The organism is Paracoccus xiamenensis (assembly GCF_011308835.1).
Lineage (GTDB): Bacteria > Pseudomonadota > Alphaproteobacteria > Rhodobacterales > Rhodobacteraceae > Paracoccus > Paracoccus xiamenensis.
This window is the reverse complement of the sequence record NZ_JAAOHY010000004.1, coordinates 33,372-57,339: the sequence shown is the minus strand read 5'-3', so window position 1 is coordinate 57,339 and position 23,968 is coordinate 33,372. Positions and strand designations below refer to the sequence as shown.

The 23,968-nt window shown below is 65.4% G+C and carries 23 protein-coding genes; 9 read left to right on the top strand and 14 right to left on the bottom strand.

Going from position 1 to position 23,968, the window contains the following annotated elements; genetic code table 11:
• Window positions 1-44 precede the first annotated feature (44 nt).
• Complete coding sequence (locus tag G7044_RS10315) at window positions 45-464, top strand: Fur family transcriptional regulator (protein WP_166328614.1); 420 nt, start codon at window positions 45-47, stop codon at window positions 462-464.
• Window positions 465-521: 57 nt separating this feature from the next.
• Here G7044_RS10315 and xylB read toward each other — a convergent pair whose 3' ends face one another.
• The 6 genes from xylB to G7044_RS10285 form a co-directional block, all read right to left on the bottom strand.
• Complete coding sequence (gene xylB, locus G7044_RS10310; protein ID WP_166328612.1) at window positions 522-1,952, bottom strand: xylulokinase; 1,431 nt, start codon at window positions 1,950-1,952, stop codon at window positions 522-524.
• Window positions 1,953-2,111: 159 nt separating this feature from the next.
• On the bottom strand, window positions 2,112-3,569 hold the full coding sequence (locus tag G7044_RS10305) for a mannitol dehydrogenase family protein (protein ID WP_166328610.1): 1,458 nt from the start codon (window positions 3,567-3,569) through the stop codon (window positions 2,112-2,114).
• An 86-nt stretch (window positions 3,570-3,655) separates the two neighbouring features.
• Window positions 3,656-4,654, bottom strand: coding sequence for an ABC transporter ATP-binding protein (locus G7044_RS10300; protein ID WP_166328608.1), 999 nt, complete (start codon window positions 4,652-4,654; stop codon window positions 3,656-3,658).
• A 13-nt stretch (window positions 4,655-4,667) separates the two neighbouring features.
• Complete coding sequence (locus tag G7044_RS10295) at window positions 4,668-5,492, bottom strand: carbohydrate ABC transporter permease (protein WP_166328606.1); 825 nt, start codon at window positions 5,490-5,492, stop codon at window positions 4,668-4,670.
• 10 nt (window positions 5,493-5,502) lie between these two features.
• Window positions 5,503-6,372, bottom strand: a complete 870-nt coding sequence (locus G7044_RS10290) for a carbohydrate ABC transporter permease (protein ID WP_166328604.1) — start codon at window positions 6,370-6,372, stop codon at window positions 5,503-5,505.
• 101 nt (window positions 6,373-6,473) lie between these two features.
• The gene (locus G7044_RS10285) at window positions 6,474-7,790 is read right to left on the bottom strand and encodes an ABC transporter substrate-binding protein (protein WP_166328602.1); all 1,317 of its coding nucleotides are present in this window, start codon (window positions 7,788-7,790) and stop codon (window positions 6,474-6,476) included.
• 128 nt (window positions 7,791-7,918) lie between these two features.
• Here G7044_RS10285 and G7044_RS10280 point away from each other — a divergent pair, with 128 nt between their 5' ends.
• From G7044_RS10280 to G7044_RS10250, 7 genes are all read left to right on the top strand, one after another.
• On the top strand, window positions 7,919-8,890 hold the full coding sequence (locus G7044_RS10280) for a sugar-binding transcriptional regulator (protein WP_166328600.1): 972 nt from the start codon (window positions 7,919-7,921) through the stop codon (window positions 8,888-8,890).
• 111 nt (window positions 8,891-9,001) lie between these two features.
• Complete coding sequence (locus G7044_RS10275; protein ID WP_166328598.1) at window positions 9,002-10,150, top strand: ABC transporter substrate-binding protein; 1,149 nt, start codon at window positions 9,002-9,004, stop codon at window positions 10,148-10,150.
• A gap of 4 nt (window positions 10,151-10,154) precedes the next feature.
• Window positions 10,155-11,015 carry a branched-chain amino acid ABC transporter permease gene (locus G7044_RS10270; RefSeq protein ID WP_166328596.1) on the top strand — a complete coding sequence of 287 codons (861 nt, stop codon included), beginning with the start codon at window positions 10,155-10,157 and terminating at the stop codon, window positions 11,013-11,015.
• The gene (locus tag G7044_RS10265; protein WP_166328594.1) at window positions 11,015-11,944 is read left to right on the top strand and encodes a branched-chain amino acid ABC transporter permease; all 930 of its coding nucleotides are present in this window, start codon (window positions 11,015-11,017) and stop codon (window positions 11,942-11,944) included. Before G7044_RS10270 ends, G7044_RS10265 begins: the two co-directional genes overlap by 1 nt.
• Window positions 11,937-12,605 (top strand): ABC transporter ATP-binding protein, encoded by a 669-nt coding sequence (locus G7044_RS10260; protein WP_166328592.1) that lies wholly within the window; start codon window positions 11,937-11,939, stop codon window positions 12,603-12,605. The genes G7044_RS10265 and G7044_RS10260 overlap by 8 nt, the downstream gene beginning before the upstream one ends.
• Complete coding sequence (locus tag G7044_RS10255; RefSeq protein ID WP_166328590.1) at window positions 12,595-13,290, top strand: ABC transporter ATP-binding protein; 696 nt, start codon at window positions 12,595-12,597, stop codon at window positions 13,288-13,290. Before G7044_RS10260 ends, G7044_RS10255 begins: the two co-directional genes overlap by 11 nt.
• A gap of 70 nt (window positions 13,291-13,360) precedes the next feature.
• Complete coding sequence (locus G7044_RS10250) at window positions 13,361-14,383, top strand: aspartate-semialdehyde dehydrogenase (RefSeq protein WP_166328588.1); 1,023 nt, start codon at window positions 13,361-13,363, stop codon at window positions 14,381-14,383.
• 67 nt (window positions 14,384-14,450) lie between these two features.
• Here the strand turns inward: G7044_RS10250 and G7044_RS10245 are convergent, their stop codons facing one another.
• The 5 genes from G7044_RS10245 to G7044_RS10225 all read right to left on the bottom strand — a co-directional run bounded on the left by G7044_RS10245 (window position 14,451) and on the right by G7044_RS10225 (window position 20,794).
• Window positions 14,451-15,164 (bottom strand): DUF2268 domain-containing putative Zn-dependent protease, encoded by a 714-nt coding sequence (locus G7044_RS10245; RefSeq protein ID WP_166328586.1) that lies wholly within the window; start codon window positions 15,162-15,164, stop codon window positions 14,451-14,453.
• Between the two features lie 105 nt (window positions 15,165-15,269).
• Window positions 15,270-15,569, bottom strand: coding sequence for a hypothetical protein (locus tag G7044_RS10240; RefSeq protein ID WP_166328584.1), 300 nt, complete (start codon window positions 15,567-15,569; stop codon window positions 15,270-15,272).
• 7 nt (window positions 15,570-15,576) lie between these two features.
• Window positions 15,577-18,195, bottom strand: a complete 2,619-nt coding sequence (locus G7044_RS10235; protein WP_166328582.1) for a DNA translocase FtsK — start codon at window positions 18,193-18,195, stop codon at window positions 15,577-15,579.
• A 12-nt stretch (window positions 18,196-18,207) separates the two neighbouring features.
• Window positions 18,208-19,380 (bottom strand): aminotransferase class I/II-fold pyridoxal phosphate-dependent enzyme, encoded by a 1,173-nt coding sequence (locus G7044_RS10230; RefSeq protein ID WP_166328580.1) that lies wholly within the window; start codon window positions 19,378-19,380, stop codon window positions 18,208-18,210.
• A 73-nt stretch (window positions 19,381-19,453) separates the two neighbouring features.
• Complete coding sequence (locus tag G7044_RS10225) at window positions 19,454-20,794, bottom strand: amidase (RefSeq protein WP_166328578.1); 1,341 nt, start codon at window positions 20,792-20,794, stop codon at window positions 19,454-19,456.
• Between the two features lie 105 nt (window positions 20,795-20,899).
• On the opposite strand from G7044_RS10225, the gene G7044_RS10220 reads away from it, so the two are divergent.
• Entirely contained in the window at window positions 20,900-22,123 is a 1,224-nt protein-coding gene (locus tag G7044_RS10220) for a UbiH/UbiF/VisC/COQ6 family ubiquinone biosynthesis hydroxylase (protein ID WP_166328576.1), read from the top strand.
• 62 nt (window positions 22,124-22,185) lie between these two features.
• Here the strand turns inward: G7044_RS10220 and G7044_RS10215 are convergent, their stop codons facing one another.
• Genes G7044_RS10215 through trxA form a run of 3 tightly spaced genes read right to left on the bottom strand, consistent with a single transcriptional unit; the run spans window position 22,186 to window position 23,932 of the window.
• Window positions 22,186-22,392 (bottom strand): Trm112 family protein, encoded by a 207-nt coding sequence (locus G7044_RS10215; RefSeq protein WP_166328574.1) that lies wholly within the window; start codon window positions 22,390-22,392, stop codon window positions 22,186-22,188.
• Window positions 22,389-23,027: an LON peptidase substrate-binding domain-containing protein gene (locus tag G7044_RS10210; RefSeq protein ID WP_166328572.1), complete on the bottom strand. Its 639-nt coding sequence runs from the start codon at window positions 23,025-23,027 to the stop codon at window positions 22,389-22,391. Before G7044_RS10210 ends, G7044_RS10215 begins: the two co-directional genes overlap by 4 nt.
• Window positions 23,024-23,932, bottom strand: a complete 909-nt coding sequence (gene trxA, locus G7044_RS10205; RefSeq protein ID WP_166328570.1) for a thioredoxin — start codon at window positions 23,930-23,932, stop codon at window positions 23,024-23,026. The genes G7044_RS10210 and trxA overlap by 4 nt, the downstream gene beginning before the upstream one ends.
• Window positions 23,933-23,968 lie beyond the last annotated feature (36 nt).

Genomic DNA, 23,968 nt, shown 5'->3' with positions numbered 1-23,968 from the left:
GGTGCAAGCGGCTAGACCGGACGGAAAGCAGCAAGGACCAGCGGATGAGCGCCGAGACCACCGACTTCGCCCGCGCCCTGCGAGAGGCCGGGCTGCGCGTCACCCAGCAGCGTTTGGCACTGCTGTCGATCCTGATGGACGCCGCCGATCACCCCAATGCCGACGAATTGCTGGCCCGGGCGCGGGGTCTGGACGATTCCATGTCGCTTGCGACGGTCTACCGGACGCTGTCGGCGCTGGAAGAAGCCGGGCTGATCCGCAAGCTGTCGCTGGAAGGCGAGCCGGCGCGCTATGAGATCGCGCCTGTGGCCGAACATGACCATCTGGTCGATGTGGAAACCGGCGAGGTGATCGAGCTTGAAAGCGACGAAATTAACCGGCTGCGGGCGGAACTGGCGGCGAAGCTGGGTTATGAGATCGTGAGCCAGCATACGCTGATCCGGGCGCGGAAGCTGCGGGGTTGAGGGCTGCCGAAAGAACTGTCGCCCGCGCAGATTGCATTGGCCGGATCGAGCACCTTTCTACCCCCGATACAGCCCCCTGAACCGCGCCAGAACGGCGTCAAACTCTGGCCGCAGCGCCTCATCCGGCAGGATCTCGGCGGCGATCTTTGGCGGTGTGCAGACCTGAACCGGATCGGCACCCGTCGCGGCCATCAGACCCAGACGGGCGGCGCCGAAGGCCGCGCCGAAATCGCCGCTTTCGGGGACCAGAACGGGCAGGTTCAGGGCCGTGGCGATAACCTTCAGCCAGTAATCGGAACGCGCGCCGCCACCCAAAGCCAGCAGCGCCTTTGGGTCGGAACCGGCATCACGCAGGGCGGCAAGGTTATCTGCGAAGGCAAAGGCCACGCCTTCCAGCACGGCCTGCGTCATCGCCGCGCGGTCGGTGCGGGCCGACAATCCGGTGAAGCTGGCGCGCGCGGCGGCGTCATTATGCGGCGTTCGCTCGCCCGACAGATAGGGCAGGAAAGTGACCTCGCCCGGTGCGCGCAGGTCGGGGCCGAGTTCCGCCGTCAACTCGGCGGGTTTGGCGCCGGTGATGGTCGCCAACCACTCCATCGCCGCTGACGCCGACAGGATCACCCCCATCTGGTGCCACATGCCGGGCAGCGCGTGGCAGAAGGCGTGAACGGCGCTTTCGGGGCGCGGCAGATAGCGGTCGGTCGCGGCGAAAATCACGCCAGAGGTACCGAGCGAGACAAAGCCCTGCCCTTCCGTCACCGTGCCCGCGCCGATGGCGGTGGCGGCATTGTCCCCTGCCCCGCCCGCGACCGGCGTGCCGGGCTGCATGCCGAATTCGGCGGCGATTTCGGGAAGCAGGCCGCCCGAGTTCTCGCTGCCCTCGATCAGCCGGGGCATCTGATCGCGGCGCATGCCGGATGCGGCCAGCAGCTTGTCGGACCATGCCCGCGCGCCGGTATCCAGCCAGCTTGTGCCGGCGGCGTCGGACATTTCGGCCACGCGTTCGCCGTTCAGCCACAGGCGCAGATAGTCCTTGGGCAGCAGCACACAATCGACGCGGGCGAAGGCCTCGGGTTCGTTTTCGGCCATCCAGACCAGCTTGGGCGCGGTGAAGCCGGGGAAGACGATATTGCCGGTAATGGCGCGGAAATCCGGGTCGGCATCCAGACGCGCGGCCTGTTCATGGCTGCGGGTGTCGTTCCACAGGATCGCCGGACGGATGACGTTATTTTCGCGGTCGAGCGTCACCGCCCCATGCATCTGCCCGGACAGGCCGATGCCCTGAACGCCGGACAGTTCATGCGCGCCGCGCAGTTCGTTCAGGGCCTTGCGGGTCGCCTGGATCCAGTCAGAGGGCGCTTGTTCCGACCAGCCTGCATGCGGGCGCTGCACCGTCAGTGCGCCTGTCGCGGACCCCAGCACCTTTTGGTCCGCGTCCATCAGCAACACCTTCACGCCCGAGGTGCCCAAGTCGATCCCTAGAAACATCGTCCCCCCTCGGCTTCAGACCGAAGCCCTTATCCTCGGGGAAGTTTCGAGCAAATCTTTGGGCTTCGCAATGTCCGCTGCGGGGAAATCGCGAAGCCTTTGACGTCTGCGTGCTGCGCCGGAATTGGCGGCGCAGCGCAAAGGCGGACGAAAAGCCCGTCAGCCGTCGATATAGCGGCGCAGCGTGGCCGCCGTGCCGTCCTGCCACAGCGCCGCCAGCCATTTCGCAAAGGCGGCGGCGAATTGCGGATTCTTGCCGGTGTCACCATAGATTTCGGACATGGCAAGCCACGCGTCCGGGTTGTCCTTGGCGTCCTGCGCCACCTTTGTCAGGTGATCCCAGTTCGGATCGTTCGGTTCGATCACCGCACCCGAATCGGTCTTTCCCGCGCAATAGCGGCACCACAGCGCGGATTCGAGCGCCAGCCCGTCCACTGCCTGCCCAGCCTTCAGCCGGTCGGCGATGGTCGGAATGATGAATTTTGGCTGCCGGTTCGACCCGTCAAGGCACAGACGGCGCACGGTGTCCCCGATCTTGGGGTTGGCGCAGCGTTCTTCGACCTTGGCGAAATAGGCTTGCAGGTCGGTGTTGGGGACGGGCGGGACGGCGGGAATGATCTCTTCATTCTCGATCTTGCGAAGGAAGCCGCGAACAAGGTCGTTTTCCATCGCCTCATGCACAAAATGGATGTCCATCAGCCCGGCCGGATAGGCGATGACGGCGTGGCCGCCGTTCAGGATGCGGATCTTCATAAGCTCCCACGGCGTCACGTCATCGACGAATTCGACGCCGACCTTTTCCAGCGCCGGGCGGCCTGCAGGAAAATTGTCTTCCAGCACCCATTGGATGAAATCCTCGCAGAAGACGGGGCTGTCGTCGTCGATGCCCATGTCGCGGATCATGGCGCGTTCGCGGTCGCTGGTGGCGGGGGTGATGCGGTCGACCATGCCGTTCGGGAAGGCCACGTTCGCGGCGATCCAGTCGGCAAGGGCGGGGTCGGACAGCCGCGCGGTTTCCACAACGGCTTCCTTGGTGATGACGCCGTTATGGGGGATGTTGTCACAGCACATGACAGTAAACGACTGCTCGCCCGCATCGCGGCGGGCCTTCAACCCCGCGACCAGCATCCCGAAGACGGTTTTCGGCGCTGCAGGGTTCGCGCCATCGGCAGCGATGGCGGGGTGGGTCTTGTCGAAATGCCCGGTTGCGGCGTCGATGAAATAGCCGCCTTCGGTGATGGTCAGGCTGGCGATTTTGGTCGCCGGATCGGCCAGCTTCGCGATCACCGCCGCCGGATCGCCCGGCGCGAGATAGTCGATCATCGCCCCCACGACGCGCGGGTCCGAGGCATCCGCCGACTGTTCGACAACGGTGTAAAGGAAATCCTGCCCGGCCAGCACGTCGCGCGCCTTGGCATCGGCGGGCATCACGCCTGCGCCGATAATGGCGAAATCATGGCCTTCGCCGGTGTTCATCAGCCGGTCCAGATAGACCGCCTGATGGGCGCGGTGGAAGTTGCCCAGACCGAAATGGACGATCCCGCCCGTCAGCCCGGATCGGTCATAGCCGGGCACCGCTGCGGGCAGGCTGGACAGATTGGCGTTATTGAGTTTCATGGCGTTTCATCCCGTTGCGTCGGACCAAAAAGACGGCGGCAGTCATTCAGCGCCGCCCGGCCACGCGGACCGGGCGGCGATACAGGTCAGATCGCCAGACCGTTTTCGGCAAACCTGTAAATGCGGCCATCCTGCGGTGTCAGGAAGATCTTGTCACCGTGGTGGATGTCACGCTCGCCCTCGGCCCGCGCGATGATGGGGGTGCCGTCATCCAGATGGATATGCAGGAAAGTGTCAGACCCCAGATGCTCGGCCACGCCGACGGTGCCGGAAAACTCGCCGCCCTCGGTCGAAAGCTGCCAGTGTTCGGGGCGCACGCCGATGGTATGGGCGGCGTGTTTGGCGGCACCTTCGCCCACGATGAAGTTCATGTTCGGGCTGCCGATGAAACCACCGACGAACTTGTTGGCAGGCTTCGAATACAGCTCCATGGGCGAGCCGACCTGTTCGACGTTGCCGGCACGCAGCACGACGATCTTGTCGGCCATGGTCATCGCCTCGACCTGATCGTGGGTGACATAGATCATCGTGGTTTTCAGGCTGTTATGCAGTTCGCTGATTTCAACCCGCATGTTCACCCGCAGTGCGGCATCAAGGTTCGACAGCGGTTCGTCGAACAGGAAGGCCGAGGGCTCTCGCACGATGGCGCGGCCGATGGCCACGCGCTGACGCTGACCGCCCGACAGCTGGCCCGGCTTGCGGTCCAGGTAATTGTCCAGGTTCAGGATGCGGGCGGCATGGGCCACGCGCTTTTCCTGCTCGGCTTCGGACATCTTGGCCATCTTCAGCGGGAAGGCGATGTTCTTGCGAACCGACATATGCGGATAAAGCGCATAGGACTGGAACACCATCGCCAGCCCGCGCTTGGCCGGGCCGGCATCGGTCACGTCCTGCCCGTCGATATTGATCTGGCCAGAGGTCACGTCCTCCAGCCCCGCGATCAGGCGCAGCAGCGTGGATTTGCCGCAACCCGAGGGGCCGACGAAGACGACGAACTCGCCGTCTTCGATGTTCAGGTCGACGCCGGGGATCACCTCGACATCGCCGAAGGCCTTGCGCACGTTTTTCAGCGTAATGGAACCCATATCAATGTCCCCCTTATTTCACCGCGCCGAAGGTCAGGCCGCGGACAAGTTGTTTCTGGCTGAACCAGCCCATGATCAGGATCGGCGCAATCGCCATGACGGACGCCGCCGACAGCTTCGCCCAGAACAGACCTTGCGGGCTGGAGAACGAGGCGATGAAGGCCGAAAGCGGGGCCGCGTTGGTGGTGGTCAACTGGATGGTCCAGAAGGCTTCGTTCCACGCAAGGATGACGTTCAGAAGCATGGTCGAGGCGATGCCCGGCACCGCCATCGGCGTCAGCACATGCACGATTTCCTGCGACAGCGTGGCGCCGTCCATCCGCGCGGCTTCCAGGATCTCGCCCGGAATCTCGCGGAAATAGGTGTAAAGCATCCACACAACGATCGGCAGGTTCATCAGCATCAGCACGATGACCAGCCCGGTGCGGGTGTCCATCAGCCCGGTGCGCAGGAAGATGAGGTAGATCGGCACCAGCACGGCGACCGCCGGCATCATCTTGGTGGACAGCATCCACATCAGGATGTCCTTGGTCCGCTTGGTGGGCGAGAACGCCATCGCCCAGGCGGCCGGCACCGCCACGATCAGCGCCAAGACGGTCGAGCCCACCGCGATGATGACCGAGTTCATGAACGGCCGAATATAGTTATATTGCGACTGCACCTCTCGGTAGCTGTCAAGCGTGAAGGAAGGGATCAGGTCGAAACCGGCAATCGCCTCATTCTCGGTCTTGAAGCTGGTGATGATCGCATAAAGGATCGGGAAGAAGATCAGCAGGGCCACGAACCATGCCGCGATGGTCCAGCCGATCTTGGTTTTTGTCGAAACTGCGCGTGCCATGTTTCGCTCCTCAATCCAGGTTCTTGCCGACGGCGCGCATCAGGAAGATGGCGACGATATTGGCCAGAACGACCGCGATGATGCCGCCTGCCGCCGCACCGCCCACGTCGAAATTCAGACGTGCCGCGCGATAGATCAGGAAGGTCAGGTTGGTGGACGCGTTGCCCGGACCGCCATTGGTGGTCACAAGGATTTCCGCATAAACGCCCAGCAGAAAGATCGTCTGGATCAGGATCACCACGGTGATCGCGCGGGCCATATGCGGCAGCGTCAGATAGATGAAGCGCTGAAGCGCGGGCGCGCCGTCCATTTCGGCGGCCTCCATCTGTTCGCCGTCCAGCGATTGCAGCGCCGTCAGCAGGATCAGCGTGGCGAAGGGCAGCCATTGCCAGGCGACGATCAGGATGATCGAAAACAGCGGATATTGCGCGAACCAGTCCACGGGTTGCATGCCGAAGAACTTGGCAATGTCCGCAAAGACGCCGTAACTCGGGTGCATGATCATGTTCTTCCAGATCAGCGCGGCCACCGGCGGCATGACGAAGAAGGGCGAGATCACCAGGATCCGCACGATCCCCTGCCCGAAGATCGGCTTGTCGATCAGCATTGCGATGGCGATGCCACCCACCACGGTAATCAGCAGCACACCCAGCACAAGGATCAGCGTGTTCCAGATGGATTCCCAGAAAGCGGGGTCGGTGTAGAAATACTGATAGTTGAACCAGCCGGCGAAACTGGTGCCGGTCGGGTTCAGCAAATTATAGTTCATGAATGAATAGTAGAGCGTCATCGCCAGCGGCACGACCATCCAGATCAGAAGCAGGATGATTGCCGGCGCGCGCATGAGCTTGGCGAGGCTCTGAGTCTGGCGTGTGGCCATTGCGGCTTCCTCCGACGGGTGGGGCGTTGGGCGCCGCCCCGGTTGCGCGGCGCTGCCCGGGCTAATGGCCGGACAGCGCAAGGGTCAAAGCCTGTGCGGGCTTACTTGGGATAGCCCGCGCGGGCCATTTCGCGGGTGGTGGTCGCCTGCGCGGCGGCAAGCGCATCCGCACCCGACATCTGCCCGGCAAGGGCTGCCGCGAATTGCTGGCCAACCGCTGTGCCGATACCCTGGAATTCAGGGATCGCGACGAACTGGCCGCCCGTATACGGAATGTCCTGAACCGAGGACTTCTGCGTATTCGCGCTTTCGATTGCGGTCAGCGTCATCGCCGCGAAAGGCGCAGCCCCCTGATATTCCGCGTTGTCATACAGCGATTTGCGCGTGCCCGGAGGCGCTGCGCGCCAGCCATTCGCGGCTGCAACTTCGTTGGTATAGTCCTTGCTGGTTGCCCAGGCGACGAATTTCTTGGCCGCATCCGGTGCATCCGAGGTGGCCGGAATGGCCAGCGACCACGCCCACAGCCAGTTCCCGTGATTGTCGACGCCTTCCTTGTTCGGGAACTGCGCAAAGCCAACCTTGTCGGCCACGGTCGAATTTTCCGGGTCGGTCACAAAGCTGGCGGCGACGGTGGCGTCGATCCAGATGCCGCATTTGCCCTGCTGGAACAGCGACAGGTTTTCGTTGAACCCGTTGGACGAGGCACCGGGCGGACCGTAATTGGTCATCAGCGCCAGATAGTCGGTCAGCGCCTCGTTCCATTCCGCACTGTCGAATTGCGGCTTCCATTCGGGATCGAACCAGCGCGCGCCATAGCTGTTGGCCATGGCCGTCAGGAAGGCCATGTTTTCGCCCCAGCCCGGCTTGCCGCGCAGGCAGATGCCGTAAACCTCGCCGTCCTTGTTGGTCATCTTTTCGGCGGCGGTCTTGATGTCGGTCCAGGTCGGGCTGTCAGGGATGGTCACGCCCGCCGCCTCGGCCAGATCCGTGCGATACATCACCATCGCCGATTCGGCATAGAAGGGCACCGCGTACAGCGTGCCATCGACCGACAGCGCGTCGCGCACCGGGGGCAGCAGGTCGTCGGCGTCATATTCCGCCGGCAGGTCGCCAAGCGGCAGCAGCCATTCCTGCGCCGCCCACAGCGGCACTTCGTAGGTGCCGATGGTCATGACGTCATATTGCCCGCCGCTGGTGGCGATATCGGTCGTCACCCGCTCGCGCAGGATGTTTTCTTCCAGCTGAACCCATTCCAGCTGAATATCGGGATTGGCGTCGGTAAACGGCTTGGTCAGCTTCTGCATCGTGATCATGTCACCGTTGTTCACGGTGGCGATGGTCAGCGTTTCGGCCATCGCAGGTGCCGCAAGGGCCGCAACGGCACAGGCACCCCAAAGGGCGTGCTTTGCACGGATCATAACTCTATTCCTCCCATGAGCGCGGCAATTGCCCTCGCTATGGGCAAATGCTCACATCATCTGCTACACTTGTCAAATCGAATCTCTGACGTAGGAATTGGCGGCCTTCGATTGGACGGGAGACGCGCATGAGCCGGGACGACAACAAGCTGGATCAGGCCGTCCGCGCCGCATGGATGTCCTGGGTCGGCAAACTGACACAGGACGAAATCGCCCGCGAGATGGGTGTGTCGCGCCAGACCGCGCAGCGGCTGGTCGCGCAGGCGATGGCGGCGGGGGTCGTGAAGGTGCGCATCGACCACCCGCTGGCCGATTGCCTGGATCTGGGCCAGCAGCTGAAGGACCGCTTTGACCTGCGGCTGGCGACGGTTGCCCCCGATGCGGGTGGGCGAGCCGGCGTGGCGATGCAGGCGGCCGAACTGATCGAAGCCCAGCTGGGCCGTACCGAACCGATCACGCTTGCCATCGGCACCGGCCGGATGCTGCGCGCGGCGGTGGCGCAGATGCACCGGCTGGATTGCCCCCAGCACCGCATCGTCTCGCTGACCGGCAATATCGCGCGCGACGGCTCTGCCGCGTATTACAATGTCCTGTTCACGCTGTCGGAACTGGTGACGGCCAGCAGCTATCCGCTGATGGTGCCCGTCATCGCCGCCGCGTCCGAGGAAAGGCAGGCGCTGCACCGTCAGCCCGGCATCAGTCGGGTGATGCAGATGGCCGAACAGGCAGACACCGCGATCATCGGTTTGGGTGACCTGGGTCCCGACGCCCCCCTGCGCGTCGACCGCTTTCTGTCGCAGGAAGAAGTTAACGCCCTGACCGCGCGCGGTGGCGTGGGCGAGATCCTGGGCCGCCCCTTCGATATTTACGGCCGGTTGCTGCCGCTGGATGGCCGGGTGGCCTCGGCACGGCTGCCCGCCATGGACCGGGCGCTGGTGGTCGCGGTCTGCCATGGCCCCGCCAAACATGCCCCGGTCCTCGGCGCGCTGCGCGGCAGGTTAATCAATGGGTTGCTGTGCGACGAGACGACCGCCCGCTGGCTTTTGGCCCAGCCGCCCAGCCTGAATGCGCCCGCCCGTGCGACCGTCCCGGCGACCTGATCGCGCAGACGAAACCCGTGGGATGTTTCTGCCCGTAACGGCGCGGAAAACAGTGGCAAAATTGCCCGACCCCGCGTATAGGCCGGGGCGTCATTGATAGGGGAGCGCTCGATGAAATCCACCCTTGCCGCATGCCTTCTGGCCACACTGGCGCTGCCCGCCGCAGCCGACACCACCGTCGGCCTGTTGCTGCCCGGATCGGGCAATTACGCAGCACTTGGTCAGGATATCGAAGATGGTTTTCGCATGGCCCTGGCCGAGGCGGGCCGCGACGACATCACCGTGATCGAGGCGGATACCGAGGCGAAGCCCCAGACCGGGCTGACCCGCGCGCGCAAGCTGATCATGCAGGATCAGGCCGATGTGCTGGTGGGGGTCGTGTCGTCGGCAGTGCTGGCGGCGGTGCGCGACGTGGTCGACGGCGCGGGGGTTCCGCTGATCGTGGCCAATGCCGGCAATGACGCAGCGACCGGTGCCGATTGTTCGCCCTTTATCACCCGCGTCAGCTTTTCCAACAGCCAACTGAACCGACCGATGGGCGAATGGATGGCGGCGCAGGGAATCACCTCTGTCTATACACTCGCCCCTGATTACGCGGCTGGCCAGCAGATGATCGGCGCCTTCACCGCCGGGTTCGAGGCCGGCGGCGGCAAGGTGGTCGGCGGCGAGTTGACCCCATTCGGCAAGACCGAGGATTTCGGCCCCTATCTCGCCAAGGCCAAGGCATCGGGCGCCGAGGCGCTGTATGTCTTTTATGGCGGAGCCGATGCGATCAGCTTTGTCCAGCAATATGACGGATTCGGGCTGCGCGACGACATGCCGCTTTATTCCGTGGGCTTCCTGACCGCGCCGCTGTATCTGCGCTCGCAAGGCGCGGCGGCCGAGGGCGTGATCGGTGCGCTGCATTACCTGCCGATGCTGGACACCCCGGAAAACATGGCTTTCGTCACCGCCTATCAGGCCGCGCATGGGGGAGATCTGCCCTCGGAATATGTCGTTGCGGGCTATGATGCGGGGCGGCTGTTGCTGGGCGCGCTGGAAACCGGCGCCGAGGGTCGGGCCGCGATTGCCGAGGCCCTGCCCAAGGTCGCCTATGATGGCCCGCGCGGGCCGTTGCAGATCGACCCGGCAACCAACAATATCGTCCAGAACGTCTATATCTTCGAAACCATCAAGGACGATGCCGGGATGAGCTATCGCCTGCTGGATACCCGCGAACAGGTGCGCGACGCCCCGAACGGCTGCGTGATGCCCGGGTGACCGGATGACCGGATTCTGGACACTTCAGGCGTTGAACATGCTGCAGCATGCGGCGCTGTTGCTGCTGATCTCTTCCGGGCTGTCGGTCAGCTTCGGGCTGATGGGATTCGTCAATCTCGCCCATGGCGCGCTGTACATGCTGGGCGCCTATATCGGCATCGCCGTGGCCGCCAAGGCCGGTTTCTGGGCGGCGTTGCTGATCGCGCCGCTGGTTGTGGGGGCATTGGGTGCCGCGCTGTATCTGGGCCTGTTGTGCCGGCTGCGGGGGCCGATGCCGCAAGTGCTGGCCAGCTTCGGGCTGGTCTTCATCACCGTCGAGCTGGTCCGCATCCTCTGGGGCGACGTGGCGCTGACGCTGGAACGTCCGGCGATACTGGCGGGCTCCAGGCATGTGCTGGGGGTCGACTATCCGGCCTATCGCTTGTTCATCATCCTGCTGGGATTGGCGGTCGCCGTCGGGCTGTGGCGGACGGTCCATCGCAGCAGCCTGGGCGCGATGCTGCGCGCCGCGGTTGAAAACCCGGCCATGGCCCGCGCCATCGGCATCCGGACCGGGTCGCTGTTTCTGGCCACATTCGCCCTTGGCGCGGCGCTGGCGGGGCTGGGCGGCGTGGTCGCGGCACCGATCTTGTCGGCCAATACCGGCATGGCGATCAGCGCGCTGATCCCGGCGCTGATCGTGACCGTGATCGGGGGCATGGGCAGCGTCTCTGGTACGATCCTCGGGGCGCTGATCGTCGCCGCGATCGAGGTTTTCGGCGCTGCGTTGTGGCCCGACGCCAGCGCGGTGCTGATCTATGCCGCGCTTGCCGCCGCCCTGATCTGGCGCCCGCAGGGTTTGCTGGCCGTAAAGGGTCACGGCTGATGTTCCGGCTGACAACCATTCGCGCCGCCACTGCGGCGCTGGTGCTGATCGCACTGGCGGCCTGGTCCGTTCATGGTGATTACCTCGCCCGCGAAATCACGGCCGAGATCGCCATCCTCGCCATCCTCGTTCTGGCGCTGGATCTGGTGGCGGGGTTCGGCGGCATGGTCTCGCTGGCGCATGGCGCGATCATGGGCGTCGGGGCTTATGGCTATGCGCTTGCCAATCTGGCCGGGCTGCCGCCATGGCCCGCAGCGCTGGTGGGGATCGTCGCCTCAACCGCGACCGGCGGGGTGATCGGGGCGATCTCGGCGCGGTTGACGGGGGTGTTCTTCCTGATGGTGACGCTGGCTTTCGGGCAGATGATCTGGGCGCTGACCTTCCGCGCCGACGCGCTTGGCGGCGACAACGGATTGGGCGGCATCGCCCGGCCGGCACTGCCCTTCGTCGACAGCAACGATCCCCTGGTCTTCGCGCTGTATGCGCTGCTGATGCTTCTGGCCTGCCTGCTGCTGTGCGTGGCGGTACTGCGCAGCCCCTTCGGCCACAGGTTTCAGGCCGTCCACGACAACCCCGCCCGCGCCGCCGCGTTGGGATTCGCGCCGGAACGAATCCGTGCGCAGGGCTTTGCGATCTCTTCCATGCTGGCCGGGGTGGCGGGCGTGCTGGCGGCACAGCACATGCAATTCGTTTCGCCCGAGCTGATGGTCTGGACCGCCTCGGGCGAAGTGCTGGTGGTGCTGATATTGGGCGGCATCGGATCGGTCACCGGCGCCATGGTCGGGGCGGCAGGGTACCTGCTGCTGAAACATTGGGCGGCGGGCTGGACCGATCACTGGCACCTGGCGGTCGGCCTTTTGCTGATCGCCGTCGTGCTGGCCGGCGGCCGCGGCCTGTCCGGCCTGCTGGAAAGGCGCCGCGATGCTTGAACTGTCCGGACTGTTCCTTGGTTTTGGGGGCATCAACGTCATCTGCGACCTGTCCCTGCGGGTTGCGACCGGTGAAAGGTTGGTCATCCTTGGGCCAAACGGCGCCGGCAAGACCTCGCTTCTGCGACTGATCGCGGGCGAGGTGCAGCCCGAGCAGGGCAATATCTGGCTGAACTACCGCGAGATCACCGGCGACACCGTCGCCACCCGCGCCCGTGCCGGCATCGGCCGTGGTTTTCAGCAGACCAGCCTGTTTACCGGCATGACCCTGCGCGAAAACCTCGGCCTTGCCTGCGCTGCAGGGGGGCGCAGGATCGAAGATCTGGCCGCCCAAGCCGGGCTGGTTGATCTGGACCGGCCGGTGGCCGAGGTGGATTACGGCACCGCGCGGCGGCTGGATCTGGCGCTGGCGCTGGCGGGCAATCCGCGCCTGCTGCTGCTGGATGAACCGGCATCGGGCATCGGTCCCGGCGGGGCTGCGGAAATCCACGCCCTGATCGCCGCCCTGCCCCGCGACCTGACGCTGGTGGTGATCGAACACGACCTTGATCTGGCATTTGCCATTGCCGACCGCATTGCCATCATGGATCGCGGACGCATCACCTTCGATGGCCCGCCCGAGGCCGCCCGCCCGGCCCTGAAGGCAATCTATGACACTTGAGATCCACGACCTGACCGCCTTTCACGGCAAGGTGCAGGCCCTGCACGGTCTGTCCCTGCGGGTCGAATCCGCGCAGATCCACGCGCTGCTGGGCCGCAACGGCGCTGGAAAATCGGCACTTCTGTCGCGGATCATCGGGTGTTTGCCCGACGCGCAGGGCCGCATCATCTGGGACGGGCAGGATATCACCCATTGGCCGACGCCGCGCATCGCCCGCGCCGGCATCGCCCTTGTCCCCGAGGCGCGCGAGGTCTTCGCCAGCCTGACCGTGCATGAAAATCTGGCGCTTGCCGGCCGCATCGGGCGCGGCGACTGGACCGTCAGCCGGGTTGGCGCGCTGTTTCCGAACCTGTTAACGCGGCTGGAGGCACCGGCCGGGATGTTGTCAGGGGGCGAACAGCAGATGCTGGCGATCGGGCGGGCACTGATGACCTCGCCGCGCCTTTTGCTGCTGGATGAACCGACCGAGGGGCTGGCCGCCCCGATGGTCACCGCGCTGCAGTCCGCGCTGGCATCGTTGAAGGCGGATGGGCTGGCGATCCTGCTGGTCGAACAGAATGTCCGCTTTGCTGCGGCGCTGGCGGACCGGATCACGCTGGTCTCGCGCGGGGCGGCGATCTGGGCGGGCGGGCCGAAGGAATTCGCCCACGCCGATGAGGCACGGCAGCGCTATCTGGGGGCGTGATCGCGCGCATTCGCACTTTCGGAACCCATCCGGCGGACCTATATCGGCCATTCAGCAACGGAGTCTCCTGATGGGCTATAGAATCGCCGTCGCCGGGGCCACAAGCAATGTGGGCCGCGAAATCCTGAATATCCTCGCCGAGCGCGAGTTCCCCGTCGACGAGGTGGTCGCACTTGCCGGGCGCAAATCGCTGGGGACCGAGGTGAGCTTTGGCGAGCGCACCTTGAAGACCCGTGATATCGAGAATTTTGATTTCTCGGGTTTCGACATGGCGCTGTTCGCCACCGACGCCGAGACCTCGCGCAAACACGCGCCTGCCGCGGCCCATCAGGGCTGCGTGGTCATCGACGCGTCGGAAGCGTTCCGGCTGGACCCTTCGGTGCCGCTGATCGTGCCCGAGGTGAACGCCGAAGCGATCGCGCATTACCGCGAGAGAATGATCATCGCCAGCCCGGACGGCGCCACCGCCGAACTGGTCGTGGTGCTGAAGCCGCTGCATGACCGGGCGCGGATCCGGCGCGTGGTGGTATCGACCTATCAGGCGGTCTCGGGCGAGAGCAACGCCCAGATGGACGAGTTGTGGAACCAGACCAAGGGCATGTACGTGCCCGGTCAGGAGGTCGAACCCAAGCACTTCCCCCGCCAGATTGCCTTCAACGTCATCCCCCAGATCGGCGCGTTCATGGAGGACGGGACGTCAAGCGCGGAATGGCAACTGGTGACCGAGGTGAAGAAGATCCTCGACCCGGCGATCCGCATTTCTGCGACCTGCGTACAGGTGCCCGTCTTCGTCGGCGATGCCGAGGCGGTCAATGTCGAGTTCGAGGATTTCCTGGACGAGGACGAGGCCCGCGACATCCTGCGCGAATCGCCAGGTTTGCTGGTGATCGACAAGCGCGAGGATGGCGGCTATGTCACGCCGGTCGAAAGCGTCGGCGATTTTGCGACCTTCGTATCGCGTATCAGGCAGGATGCGACGGTCGAAAACGGGCTGAACCTGTGGGTCGTGTCTGACAACCTGCGCAAGGGCGCGGCGCTGAATGCCGTGCAGATCGCCGAAATTCTGGGCCGCGACGAATTGCGCAAGGGCTAAGGCCCGCCGGGGGCCAGCCCCCGGACCCCCGGGATATTTGGACCAGAATGAAAGAGGGCTGACGTGGTCAGTCCTCTTTTTTCATATCCTCGGGTTCGTTGGCGTCGGCCGGTGTTGCGGGGTCTTCCGGGGTTTCCTCGGGGGTGCCGTCGCTGTTGGTCAGTTTGCGCATCGCGGCGCGGAAGCGGTCGACCGGGGCAAGTGCAAGGGTCGCGGCGTCTTCCTGCGGGTGTTGCGACAGATATTCGGCGATCAGCCGGTGTCCAAGTCCGTAACCCGACCAGCGGCGGACCTGGCCCTTGCCGAAGAACCATTCTGCATGGTCATAGCCCAGCCGCGACCATTCGTTCATGGCTCGCCGCGCGAGACCGTCCGAGGGCGCGACAGCGTCCCAGGGGTCCGGCTTGCCGCCCAGCACCTGCAGAACGAAATGGCCGGCCAGACCTTCGCTGACCAGTGCCTCGCCCAAGGTCTTGCCATAGCCGGGACCGTCCCAGCGCAGCAGGTGGTGAAGTTCGTGGACAAGGGTGCGGATGAACAGGTCGGGCGCGAAGCGGGTGGGGTCCAGCGTGATCTGGATCTGGCCCGGCGCGGGGGCATAGCCGCCGACGCCCCAGCCGGTCATCACCTCGTCGCCGGCACGGATGATCAGATCGAAGGGCGGCAGGTCGATATGTTCCGACGCGGCGGCGACCGCCTCGCGTGCGGCGGCGCGGGATTCGGGCATCACGCCGGTCAGGGCATTGCGTGCGTTCAGGAAGTGCAGATTATAGATCGACATGGTGCCTGTTGCGGAATGGGTCAGGCGGAGACGCTAAGCCAAACAGCCGGGTGATTCCAGAACTGGCGCACCGCCACAGCGGGCAAGTGCCGATTTCATCGCCAGTCAGGCCGGCGGCAGTTCGCATTCGTTCTGGAACAGGATCAGGATATTATCGCGACCGATCCCGTCCCTGAAACGGCGCAACGCCGCGATGGCCTGTGATCGGCGCGCCTTGTCCAGCCGCAACCAGGCCATCGCGGCGTAATCGCCTGAAAACCCCTCCTCGAACAGGATTTCCCGCGCCAGCGCGGTGGTCGGTCCGACAGAGACATGGGTGAAGCAATCGGTCGGCAGCATCCGGTCAATCGCGGCGCGCAGGTCTTGGGGCGTGCCGCGATAGTAGAGGCTATATTCGATGGCCATGCCCGGATCAGATCTCGGGCACCAGCACCTCGCGCTTGCCGACATGGTTGGCGCTGCTGACCACGCCCTGTTCTTCCATCATCTCGACGATGCGGGCCGCCTTGTTATAGCCGATGGCCAGTTTGCGCTGGATATAGCTGGTCGAGCATTTGCGGTCCTTGGCGACGATCATCACTGCCTGATCGTACAGCGCATCATCGCCATCCGCCGCATTGCCCAGACCCAGCACCGCGTTGATGTCCGATGCCACGTCATCTTCCGGCCCATCGACCACACCAGACTTATAGCTTGGCGGGCCAAAGGATTTCAGGTGATTGACGACTTCCTCGACCTCTTCGTCGCTGACGAAAGGCCCGTGAACGCGGGTGATGCGCGAGCCGCCGGCCATATACAGCATGTCGCCCTGACCCAGCAATTGTTCGGCCCCCTGTTCGCCAAGGATGGTGCGGCTGTCGATCTTCGAGGTGACCTGGAAGCTGATCCGGGTCGGGAAGTTGGCCTTGATCGTGCCGGTGATGACATCGACCGAAGGCCGCTGCGTCGCCATGATCAGGTGGATGCCGGATGCCCGTGCCATCTGGGCCAGGCGCTGGATGCAGGCTTCGATTTCCTTGCCCGCGACCATCATCAGGTCGGCCATCTCGTCGACGATGACGACGATATAGGGGAAGGTCTCGGGCTGGAATTCCTCGGTCTCGAAAACGGGTTCGCCGGTGTCTTCGTCAAAGCCGGTCTGAACGGTGCGCTTGAACATCTCGTCGCGGGCAAGCGCTTCGCGAACCCGGCCGTTATAGCCCTCGATGTTGCGGACGCCCATCTTGGACATCTTGCGGTAGCGTTCCTCCATCTCGGCGACGACCCATTTCAGGGCCACGACGGCCTTCTTGGGGTCGGTCACAACCGGGGACAGCAGATGCGGGATGCCGTCATAGACCGACAGTTCCAGCATCTTCGGGTCGATCATGATCAGCCGGCATTCATCAGGCGTCAGCTTGTACAGCAGCGACAGGATCATGGTGTTGATGGCGACCGACTTACCCGAGCCGGTGGTCCCCGCGATCAGCAGGTGGGGCATCTTCGCCAGATTCGACACGATCGGGGCGCCGCCAATGTCTTTCCCCAGCGCCAAGGGCAGCGGATAGGACGCATCGCCGTAAGATTTCGCCGACAGGATTTCCCGCAGCAGCACCTTTTCGCGGCGCGCATTCGGCAGTTCGATCCCGATCACGGTGCGGCCGGGCACCGTCGACACACGCGCCGACAGGGCCGACATCGACCGCGCGATGTCGTCCGACAGGCCGATCACGCGGCTGGCCTTCAGCCCGGGCGCGGGTTCCAGTTCATACAGCGTGACCACCGGGCCGGGATGGACGGCAACGATCTGACCCTTGACGCCGTAATCGTCCAGCACGGCTTCCAGCATGCGGGCATTTTCCGCCAAAGCTTCATCCGAAAGCGTGTGGCGTTCGATGGTTGACGCGGCGGTCAGCAGCGACAGCGGCGGGCATTCGTAGCTGCTGGCGTTCTCGTCGAAGCGCAGCGAGGGCTGCGCCTCGGCCTGCGCCTGACGCGACGGTGCCACGGGCTTTTTCAGGGGCGTCACCACGCGGGCGGTGTCGGCACCGAAGGGATGCGGGTCGGCGGGCTCGATCAGGTCATCCTCGTCATCCGAGGAAAGCTCAAACTCCTGATGATTGGCGTTCAGCCGCTGCGTGACCGAGCTGAGAAGGCTGCTGCCCCGCTTGCTGATCGCGTCGGTGATGCGGGCCGAAACCTCATCGGGCGACGGGGCGGTGGCGTCATGGGCCTCGGGTTCGAACAGTTCGGGATCCTCGTCCCACTCCTCGGTCTGGCGGCGGCGGAACAGGCGACGCGGGGCCGAGGGCTCCTCGCCGCGCGGATCGGTGGCCTCGTCGCGATTGGCCCGGCGCTCGGCGGCGCGGGCCTTCAGACCCTGCGCGGCACCCACCGCACCCACCGCACTGCGGCCCAGCACACGCAGCAACAGATCATATGCAGTGACAAGCCCGGTGGTCAGCCAGCGGCCCAGACGGCGCGCCTCGGACCAGTCAAAGCCCAGCACGAAACCATAGAGGGCAATCGCCCCCGCCGCCATCAGCAACGCCCCGATCTTCAGCGAGGCAGCCGGCCCGAAAGGCAGCAGCGTCATCAGCCCGCCCATCATCATGTCGCCGAAATGCCCGCCAAGGCCAAAGCTTTCCTGCCAGCCCGGCGGCGGCACCATTGAGGCGCAATAGACCGATCCCAGCGCCACCGCGATGGGCAAGAAGACCGCCCGCATGACCCGGTCCTCGCCCTTGTGCAGCATCAGACGCAAGCCCCACACGAACGCGCCAAGCGCCAGGCCCCATGCGCCGTAACCGGCGATCATCATCAGCGGCGCAGCAAGATAGGCGCCGAACCGGCCCAACAGGTTCACCGGCGGCTGATCGGTGGCGGCAAGGAAGCTGGGATCCTCGGGCGACCAGCTGTAAAGGATCAGCGCCAGCACAACCGCCAGCAATACAAGGCCGGCGCCGATCAGTTCCTTGCCGCGCCGTTCCAGCGCCGCCTGGGTATTCTGGTCAAACAGCGGATCGCGTTGTTTTGCCTGCCAGCTGGCCATGCGCCTGCCCCCCTAGTAGATCGTCTGCCGCAGGCGGTTCAGCGCCTGCTCGGTTTCGTCTTCGCCAGCGACAAGCGCCACGCGGATATAGCCCCGGCCCGGATTGGTCCCATCGACCTCGCGCGACAGATAGGCGCCGGGCAGGACCTGAATGCCTGCCTCGCGCCACAGCGCCTTCGCGGCGTCTTCGCCATCCTCGACCGGCAGCCACAGGAAGAACCCGCCCGCAGGCCCGTGATAGCCCGGCACATTGCCCAGCACCCGGTCGGCAATGGCGTATTTGCGGTGATACAGCGCGCGGTTTTCGGTGACGTGGTCCTCTTCGGCCCAGACGGCCGCACTGACCGCCTGCGCAGGCAGCGACATCGGCGCGCCGGAATAGCTGCGCAGCCGGCGCAATTGCGCGATGGCATCCTTGCTGCCTGCGGCAAAGCCTGACCGCAGACCGGGCAGGTTTGACCGCTTCGAAAGCGAGTTGAACATCACCACCCGGTCGGCCAGTCCCATGCGCGCCGCCACCGCCAGCGCGCCAGGCGGGGGGGCATCGCGGTAGATCTCGGAATAGCACTCGTCCGAGAAGATCAGGAAATCATGCCGATCCGCCAGCGCGATCAGGCTTTCCAGATAATCCTCGTCCGCGATCGAGCCCTGCGGGTTCGCGGGCGAGCAGATATAGGCAATCGCCGTGCGGTCCAGCACCGCGGCATCAAGCCCGGCATAGTCCGGCAGGTGCCCGGTTTCGGCCGTCGCCGGAACAAAGACCGGTTCGGCACCGACGGCGGCGGCGGCCACGGCATAGACCTGATAGAACGGGTTCGGGATCAGGATCGCCGGGCGCTGCCCGTTCTTCTGTTCCGGGCATAGGGCAAGGGCGGCGTTGAACAGCCCCTCTCGCGTGCCGTTCAGACTGGTGATGCGGTCGGGCGCGACGTCAAGGCCGTGACGGCGGCCGATCCAGCCGGAAATGGCACCGAGCAGAGCTGGCGTGCCCTCGTTCGAGGGGTATTTGCCGAAATCCGCGATACTGGCCGCCATGATCGGGGCGACGAAATCCGGGATCGCGTGGCGCGGCTCGCCAATGGTCATCACCATGGGATCGCCGCCGGGTTCGATACCCGACAGCAGCGCGCGCAGGCGCGGGAATGCGTATTCCGGCAGGTTCGAAAACCGCTCGGGTATTGCCATGACTGCCTCTCAGTCGGGGTCGTGTCGCCCCGTTACTGAGAGAAGGTTACAGAATGCAGGCCGTTGCGTCCAGTCAGCTTGAGGCGGAAAACACCGCTTCCATGGCACGGGCGACACGCAGAAGGCGCAGATCACCCCCCGCCGCCCCCATGACCGAGATCCCGCAGGCCGGCCGGCCAGTGGGCAGCGTCACCGCCGGCAAGCCCAGAACATTGCCGATCCGGGTGTTGCGCAAGGCCATCAGGTTCTCGGCGGCGAAGAAATCAGCGTCGGACAGCAACCTTTCGCGGTCCGGCGGCAGGATCGGCGCGGTGGGCAGGATCACCGCGTCAAAGCCCGCGACGCTGTCGGCCCAGACCCGGCGCAGACGGTCAAGCGTGATCCAGGCGGCAACGTAATCGGCGGCGGAAACGCTGCCACCGGCGCGGAACCGGGCGAGGATGGGCGGATACATCGCCTCGGGGTCGGCCTCGATATGGTCCTTCCAGGTGCCGTAAGCCTCGGGCGCGAAAAGGGTTGGCGACAGCGCCATGGCTTCGGCCACGCAAGGCGGGGCGGCCCGGGCGATGCGGGCGCCAGCACGGCCCAGCCTGTCCACGGCTTCCTCAAAGGCGGCAATGGGGGCCTCGCGCGCCTCGTCAAAGGGGACGCCGTCCAGCACCAACAGGCGCAGCCCGCCCGGCACGGTCTCGGCATCGGTCAGATCGGGGGCGCGGGTGGCGGTGATGGCGGCGAACAGCTCGGCGCAGTCTTCCACGCTGCGACCCAGCGGGCCGGTCACGTCAAAACGCGCGCAAAGCGGCACCACCCCGCGCGCAGGCACAGCGCCGGGCGTGGGTTTGAAACCAACCAGCCCGTTCCACGCCGCCGGCAAGCGGATGGAGCCGCCGGTGTCCGACCCGACCGTCGCCGCCGCCAGCCCCAACGCCACCGACACCGCAGAACCAGAGCTGGAGCCGCCGGGCGCCAGCGCCGGATCCAGCGCGTTGGGCGGCGTGGCGGTCACCGGGTTCACGCCCAGCCCGCTGAAGGCGAGTTCCGTCATGTGGGTTTTGCCAAGGCAGGCCAGCCCGGCCAGGGTGGCGTTTTCCAGCAGCGCCGCATCGCGGCTTGGCGTACGCCCGGCCAGCAGGGCCGATCCGGCCTCGGTCGCGGTACCAGCGCTGTCAATATTGTCCTTCCAGCTGATCGCCACCCCGTCCAGCAGCCCCCGACGCCGCCCCGCACGGGCGCGGTCATGGGCGGCAATCGCCTCGGCCCGGGCGCGGGCGGGGGTCAGGCGGGCATAGATCAGCTCTCGGTCAGGATGACGCAGCGCGGCCTCCAGATAGGCTTCGGTCAGGTCCACGGGCGAGACCAGCCCCGCCATGATCCCCCGCCCCTGTTCACATGCCGTACCAGTCAGCCAATCCATCCACGCACCCCAATTCATGCCGCACCGACGCTAATCCCGACCGCCCCCGCCGTCCATCCGTTTTGACGCATGGACCTTGGATTGGGGCAGGAATAAGCTGGCGCAATGGAACATGATTTCGATGTGGTGATCGCGGGCGGCGGGCTGAACGGGCCGGCCCTGGGGCTGGCGCTGGCGGATGCCGGGATGCAGGTGGCGGTGGTCGATGCCGCACCGGCGCGGGCGCGGGCGGCCGACGCCTTTGACGGCCGCGCCTATGCGCTGGCGCTGGCATCCATGCGGCTGCTGCGCGGTATCGGCATCTGGCAGGTGCTGGCGGAGAAGGCCCAGCCGATCCGCAAGGTGACCGCGACCCAGGCCCGCAGCAGCGGCGAGGCCGGCCATTTCGGCCTGTTCTTCGACAGCGCCGAGATCGAGGAAGGCGTGCTGGGCCAGATGCTGGAAGACCGCTTTCTGTATCGCGCCCTGTTAGAGGCGATGCAGACGCGCCTGACCCATATTCCCGAAACCCAGGTGACCGGGCAGGCCGCCGATGCAAGCGGGATCGCGGTGTCGCTGTCCGATGGCCGCACCCTGCGCGCGCGCCTGCTGGTCGGTGCCGACGGGCGCAAATCGGGCGTGGCCGAACGCGCGGGCATTACCCGGACCGGCTGGGATTACGGCCAGACCGCACTTGTCGCCGCGCTGGATCAGCAGATCCCGCATGAGGGAACCGCCCATCAGGTCTTTCTGCCCACCGGCCCGCTGGCAGTGCTGCCGCTGACCGGCGATCGTTCGTCTATCGTCTGGTCGCTGACCCGCCGTCAGGCGCAGGCCATCGCGGCGCTGGAAGACGCCGATTTCCTTGACGTTCTGGCCCCGCATATCCGCGATATCACCGGCCAGATCGCCCTTGCCGGACCGCGCTTTTCCTATCCGCTGAACCTGACGCTGGCGAACGAATATACCGCTGATCGGGTGGCGCTGATCGGCGATGCGGCCCATGGCGTCCACCCGATTGCGGGACAGGGGCTGAACCTTGGGCTGCGCGACGTGGCAGCACTGGCGGAATGTGTGGTCGAAGCCGCACGGCTGGGCGAGGATATCGGTTTCGCCACCACGCTTGACCGCTATCAGGGTTGGCGTCGGTTCGATTCCACCGCGCTGGCGCTGGGGATGGACAGCGTCAACCGGCTGTTTTCCAACGATAACCCGCTGCTGCGCGCGGCGCGGGGCCTTGGCATGGGGGCGGTCAATGCAGTGCCGACACTGCGGCGGCGCTTTATGCGGCAGGCGGCCGGGCTGACCATCGACCCGATGCCGCGCCTGCTGGCAGGTCGGCCGTTGTAAGCCAGCAAAACCCGCCGAGACCGACCGGCGGGTTTCTTCGGTCAGATCAGCGAATTGCCGGGTCAGTCCGCCTTGATCTGGCGGGCCTCGTCGATCAGCATGATCGGGATGCCGGCGCGGATCGGAAAGGCAAGCCCCGCCGCCTTTGACACCAGCTCCTGCCGCGACGCGTCGTAATGCAGCACGCTGTGGGTCACCGGACAAACCAGTGCTTCCAGCATGTGGCGGTCAAATTCCGGCGCCGGCCGGTCGGGGATTTCGGATGTCATTGCATCACCTCGTCATGTTCGCCGCCGCGAAGTTCGTATTCCAGCAGCCCTTCCAGCAATTCGCGCCGTTCGGGCAGGGTCGAGGCCTCCAGCAGGGCCTGCTTGTCCTGAACCTCCAGCGGCAGAGCCATCGCCAGCGAATTGATCAGCAACTCGGCCTCGGCCCCGTCCGCTGCATCCCAGTCGGTCGACAGCGAATGCACCTCCATATAGCGGCGGATCAGGTCCAGAAAGCCGGCGCGATTCCAGCCCGGGTCCTGTTCGGCACCGTCCTGATCCGGCGCGAAATCGGACCAGTCGGCAAAGCCCTGCGGATAAGGCGCAAAGCCCTGCTCGGCCCCGGTCAACCGGAACCGTGACACCTGCCCGAGCGAGATCAGATAGCGCCCGTCATCCTGTTCGGAAAAGCCCACGATCCGCCCGGCAGAGCCGACATGCGCCAACGTGTTGCCGGATTCGTCCAGCGGCTGGATCATGCCGATCAGCCGGTGCGGCGTGCGCAGTACATCATCGACCATCTGCAGATAGCGCGGCTCGAAGATGTTCAGCGGCAGGCGCGAGCGCGGCATCAGCACCGCGCCCGGCAGCACGAACAGCGGCAGCGTTTCCGGCAGATCGAAGCCGCGCCGCGTCATGCGTAGATCAGGCTGGACAGCTTGCGCCGGCCCTTCTGCGCGATCGGGTCGGTCGGCTTCAACGCGTCGAAAATGGTGAACAGCTGCGCCTTGGCGGCGCCGTCATTCCATTCGCGGTCGCGGCGGAAGGCCTCCAGCAACTGGTCCACGGCCTCCTCGACCTGACCGGCGGCGTGCAGCGCGGTGGCATAGTCGAAACGGGCCTGACTGTCGGCGGGATCGGCATCGACCTTCGCGCGCAGTTCTTCGAGCGGACCGGCACTTGCCGCCTGACGCGCCAGCGCCAGTTGGGCGCGTGCGGCCTCGACCGGGGCGGCCCCGGCGATGGCTGCGGGGACACGGGCCAAGGTTTCGGCCGCGTCATCGGCCTTGCCTGCCGCCTGCTGGGCGCGGATCAGCCCGCCCCATGCTTCGGCGTTCTCGGCCTCTTCGCCGATGATCGCCTCGAAAGTCTCGGCGGCATCATCGAATGCACCCTCGGCCAGCATGGTTTCGGCGGCTTCCAGCGCCTCGCCCAAGCCCCCGTCATCGCCCGACAGCGCCGTCAGCTTGTCGACGAACTGCTTGATCTGGCTTTGCGGCAGCGCGCCCTGAAAGGCGTCGACCGGCTGTCCCTTGTAGAAGGCATAGACGGTTGGGATCGACTGCACCTGCAACTGGCCGGCGATCATCTGGTTCTGGTCGACATCGACCTTGGCCATGACGACGCGGCCCTTGGCCTTTGCCACCTCGGCTTCCAGCATGGGGCCAAGCGTCTTGCAAGGCCCGCACCACGGCGCCCAGAAGTCGACGATGACCGGCACTTCCATCGAGCGCTCGACCACCTCGGCCATAAAGGTCGCCTCGGTCACGTCCTTGATATACTGGCCGGCCTGCGGGCTTTCGGTATTTTCTCCGATCAGCATGAACTTCTCCGAAATTGATTTGCGGCCAATATGGGG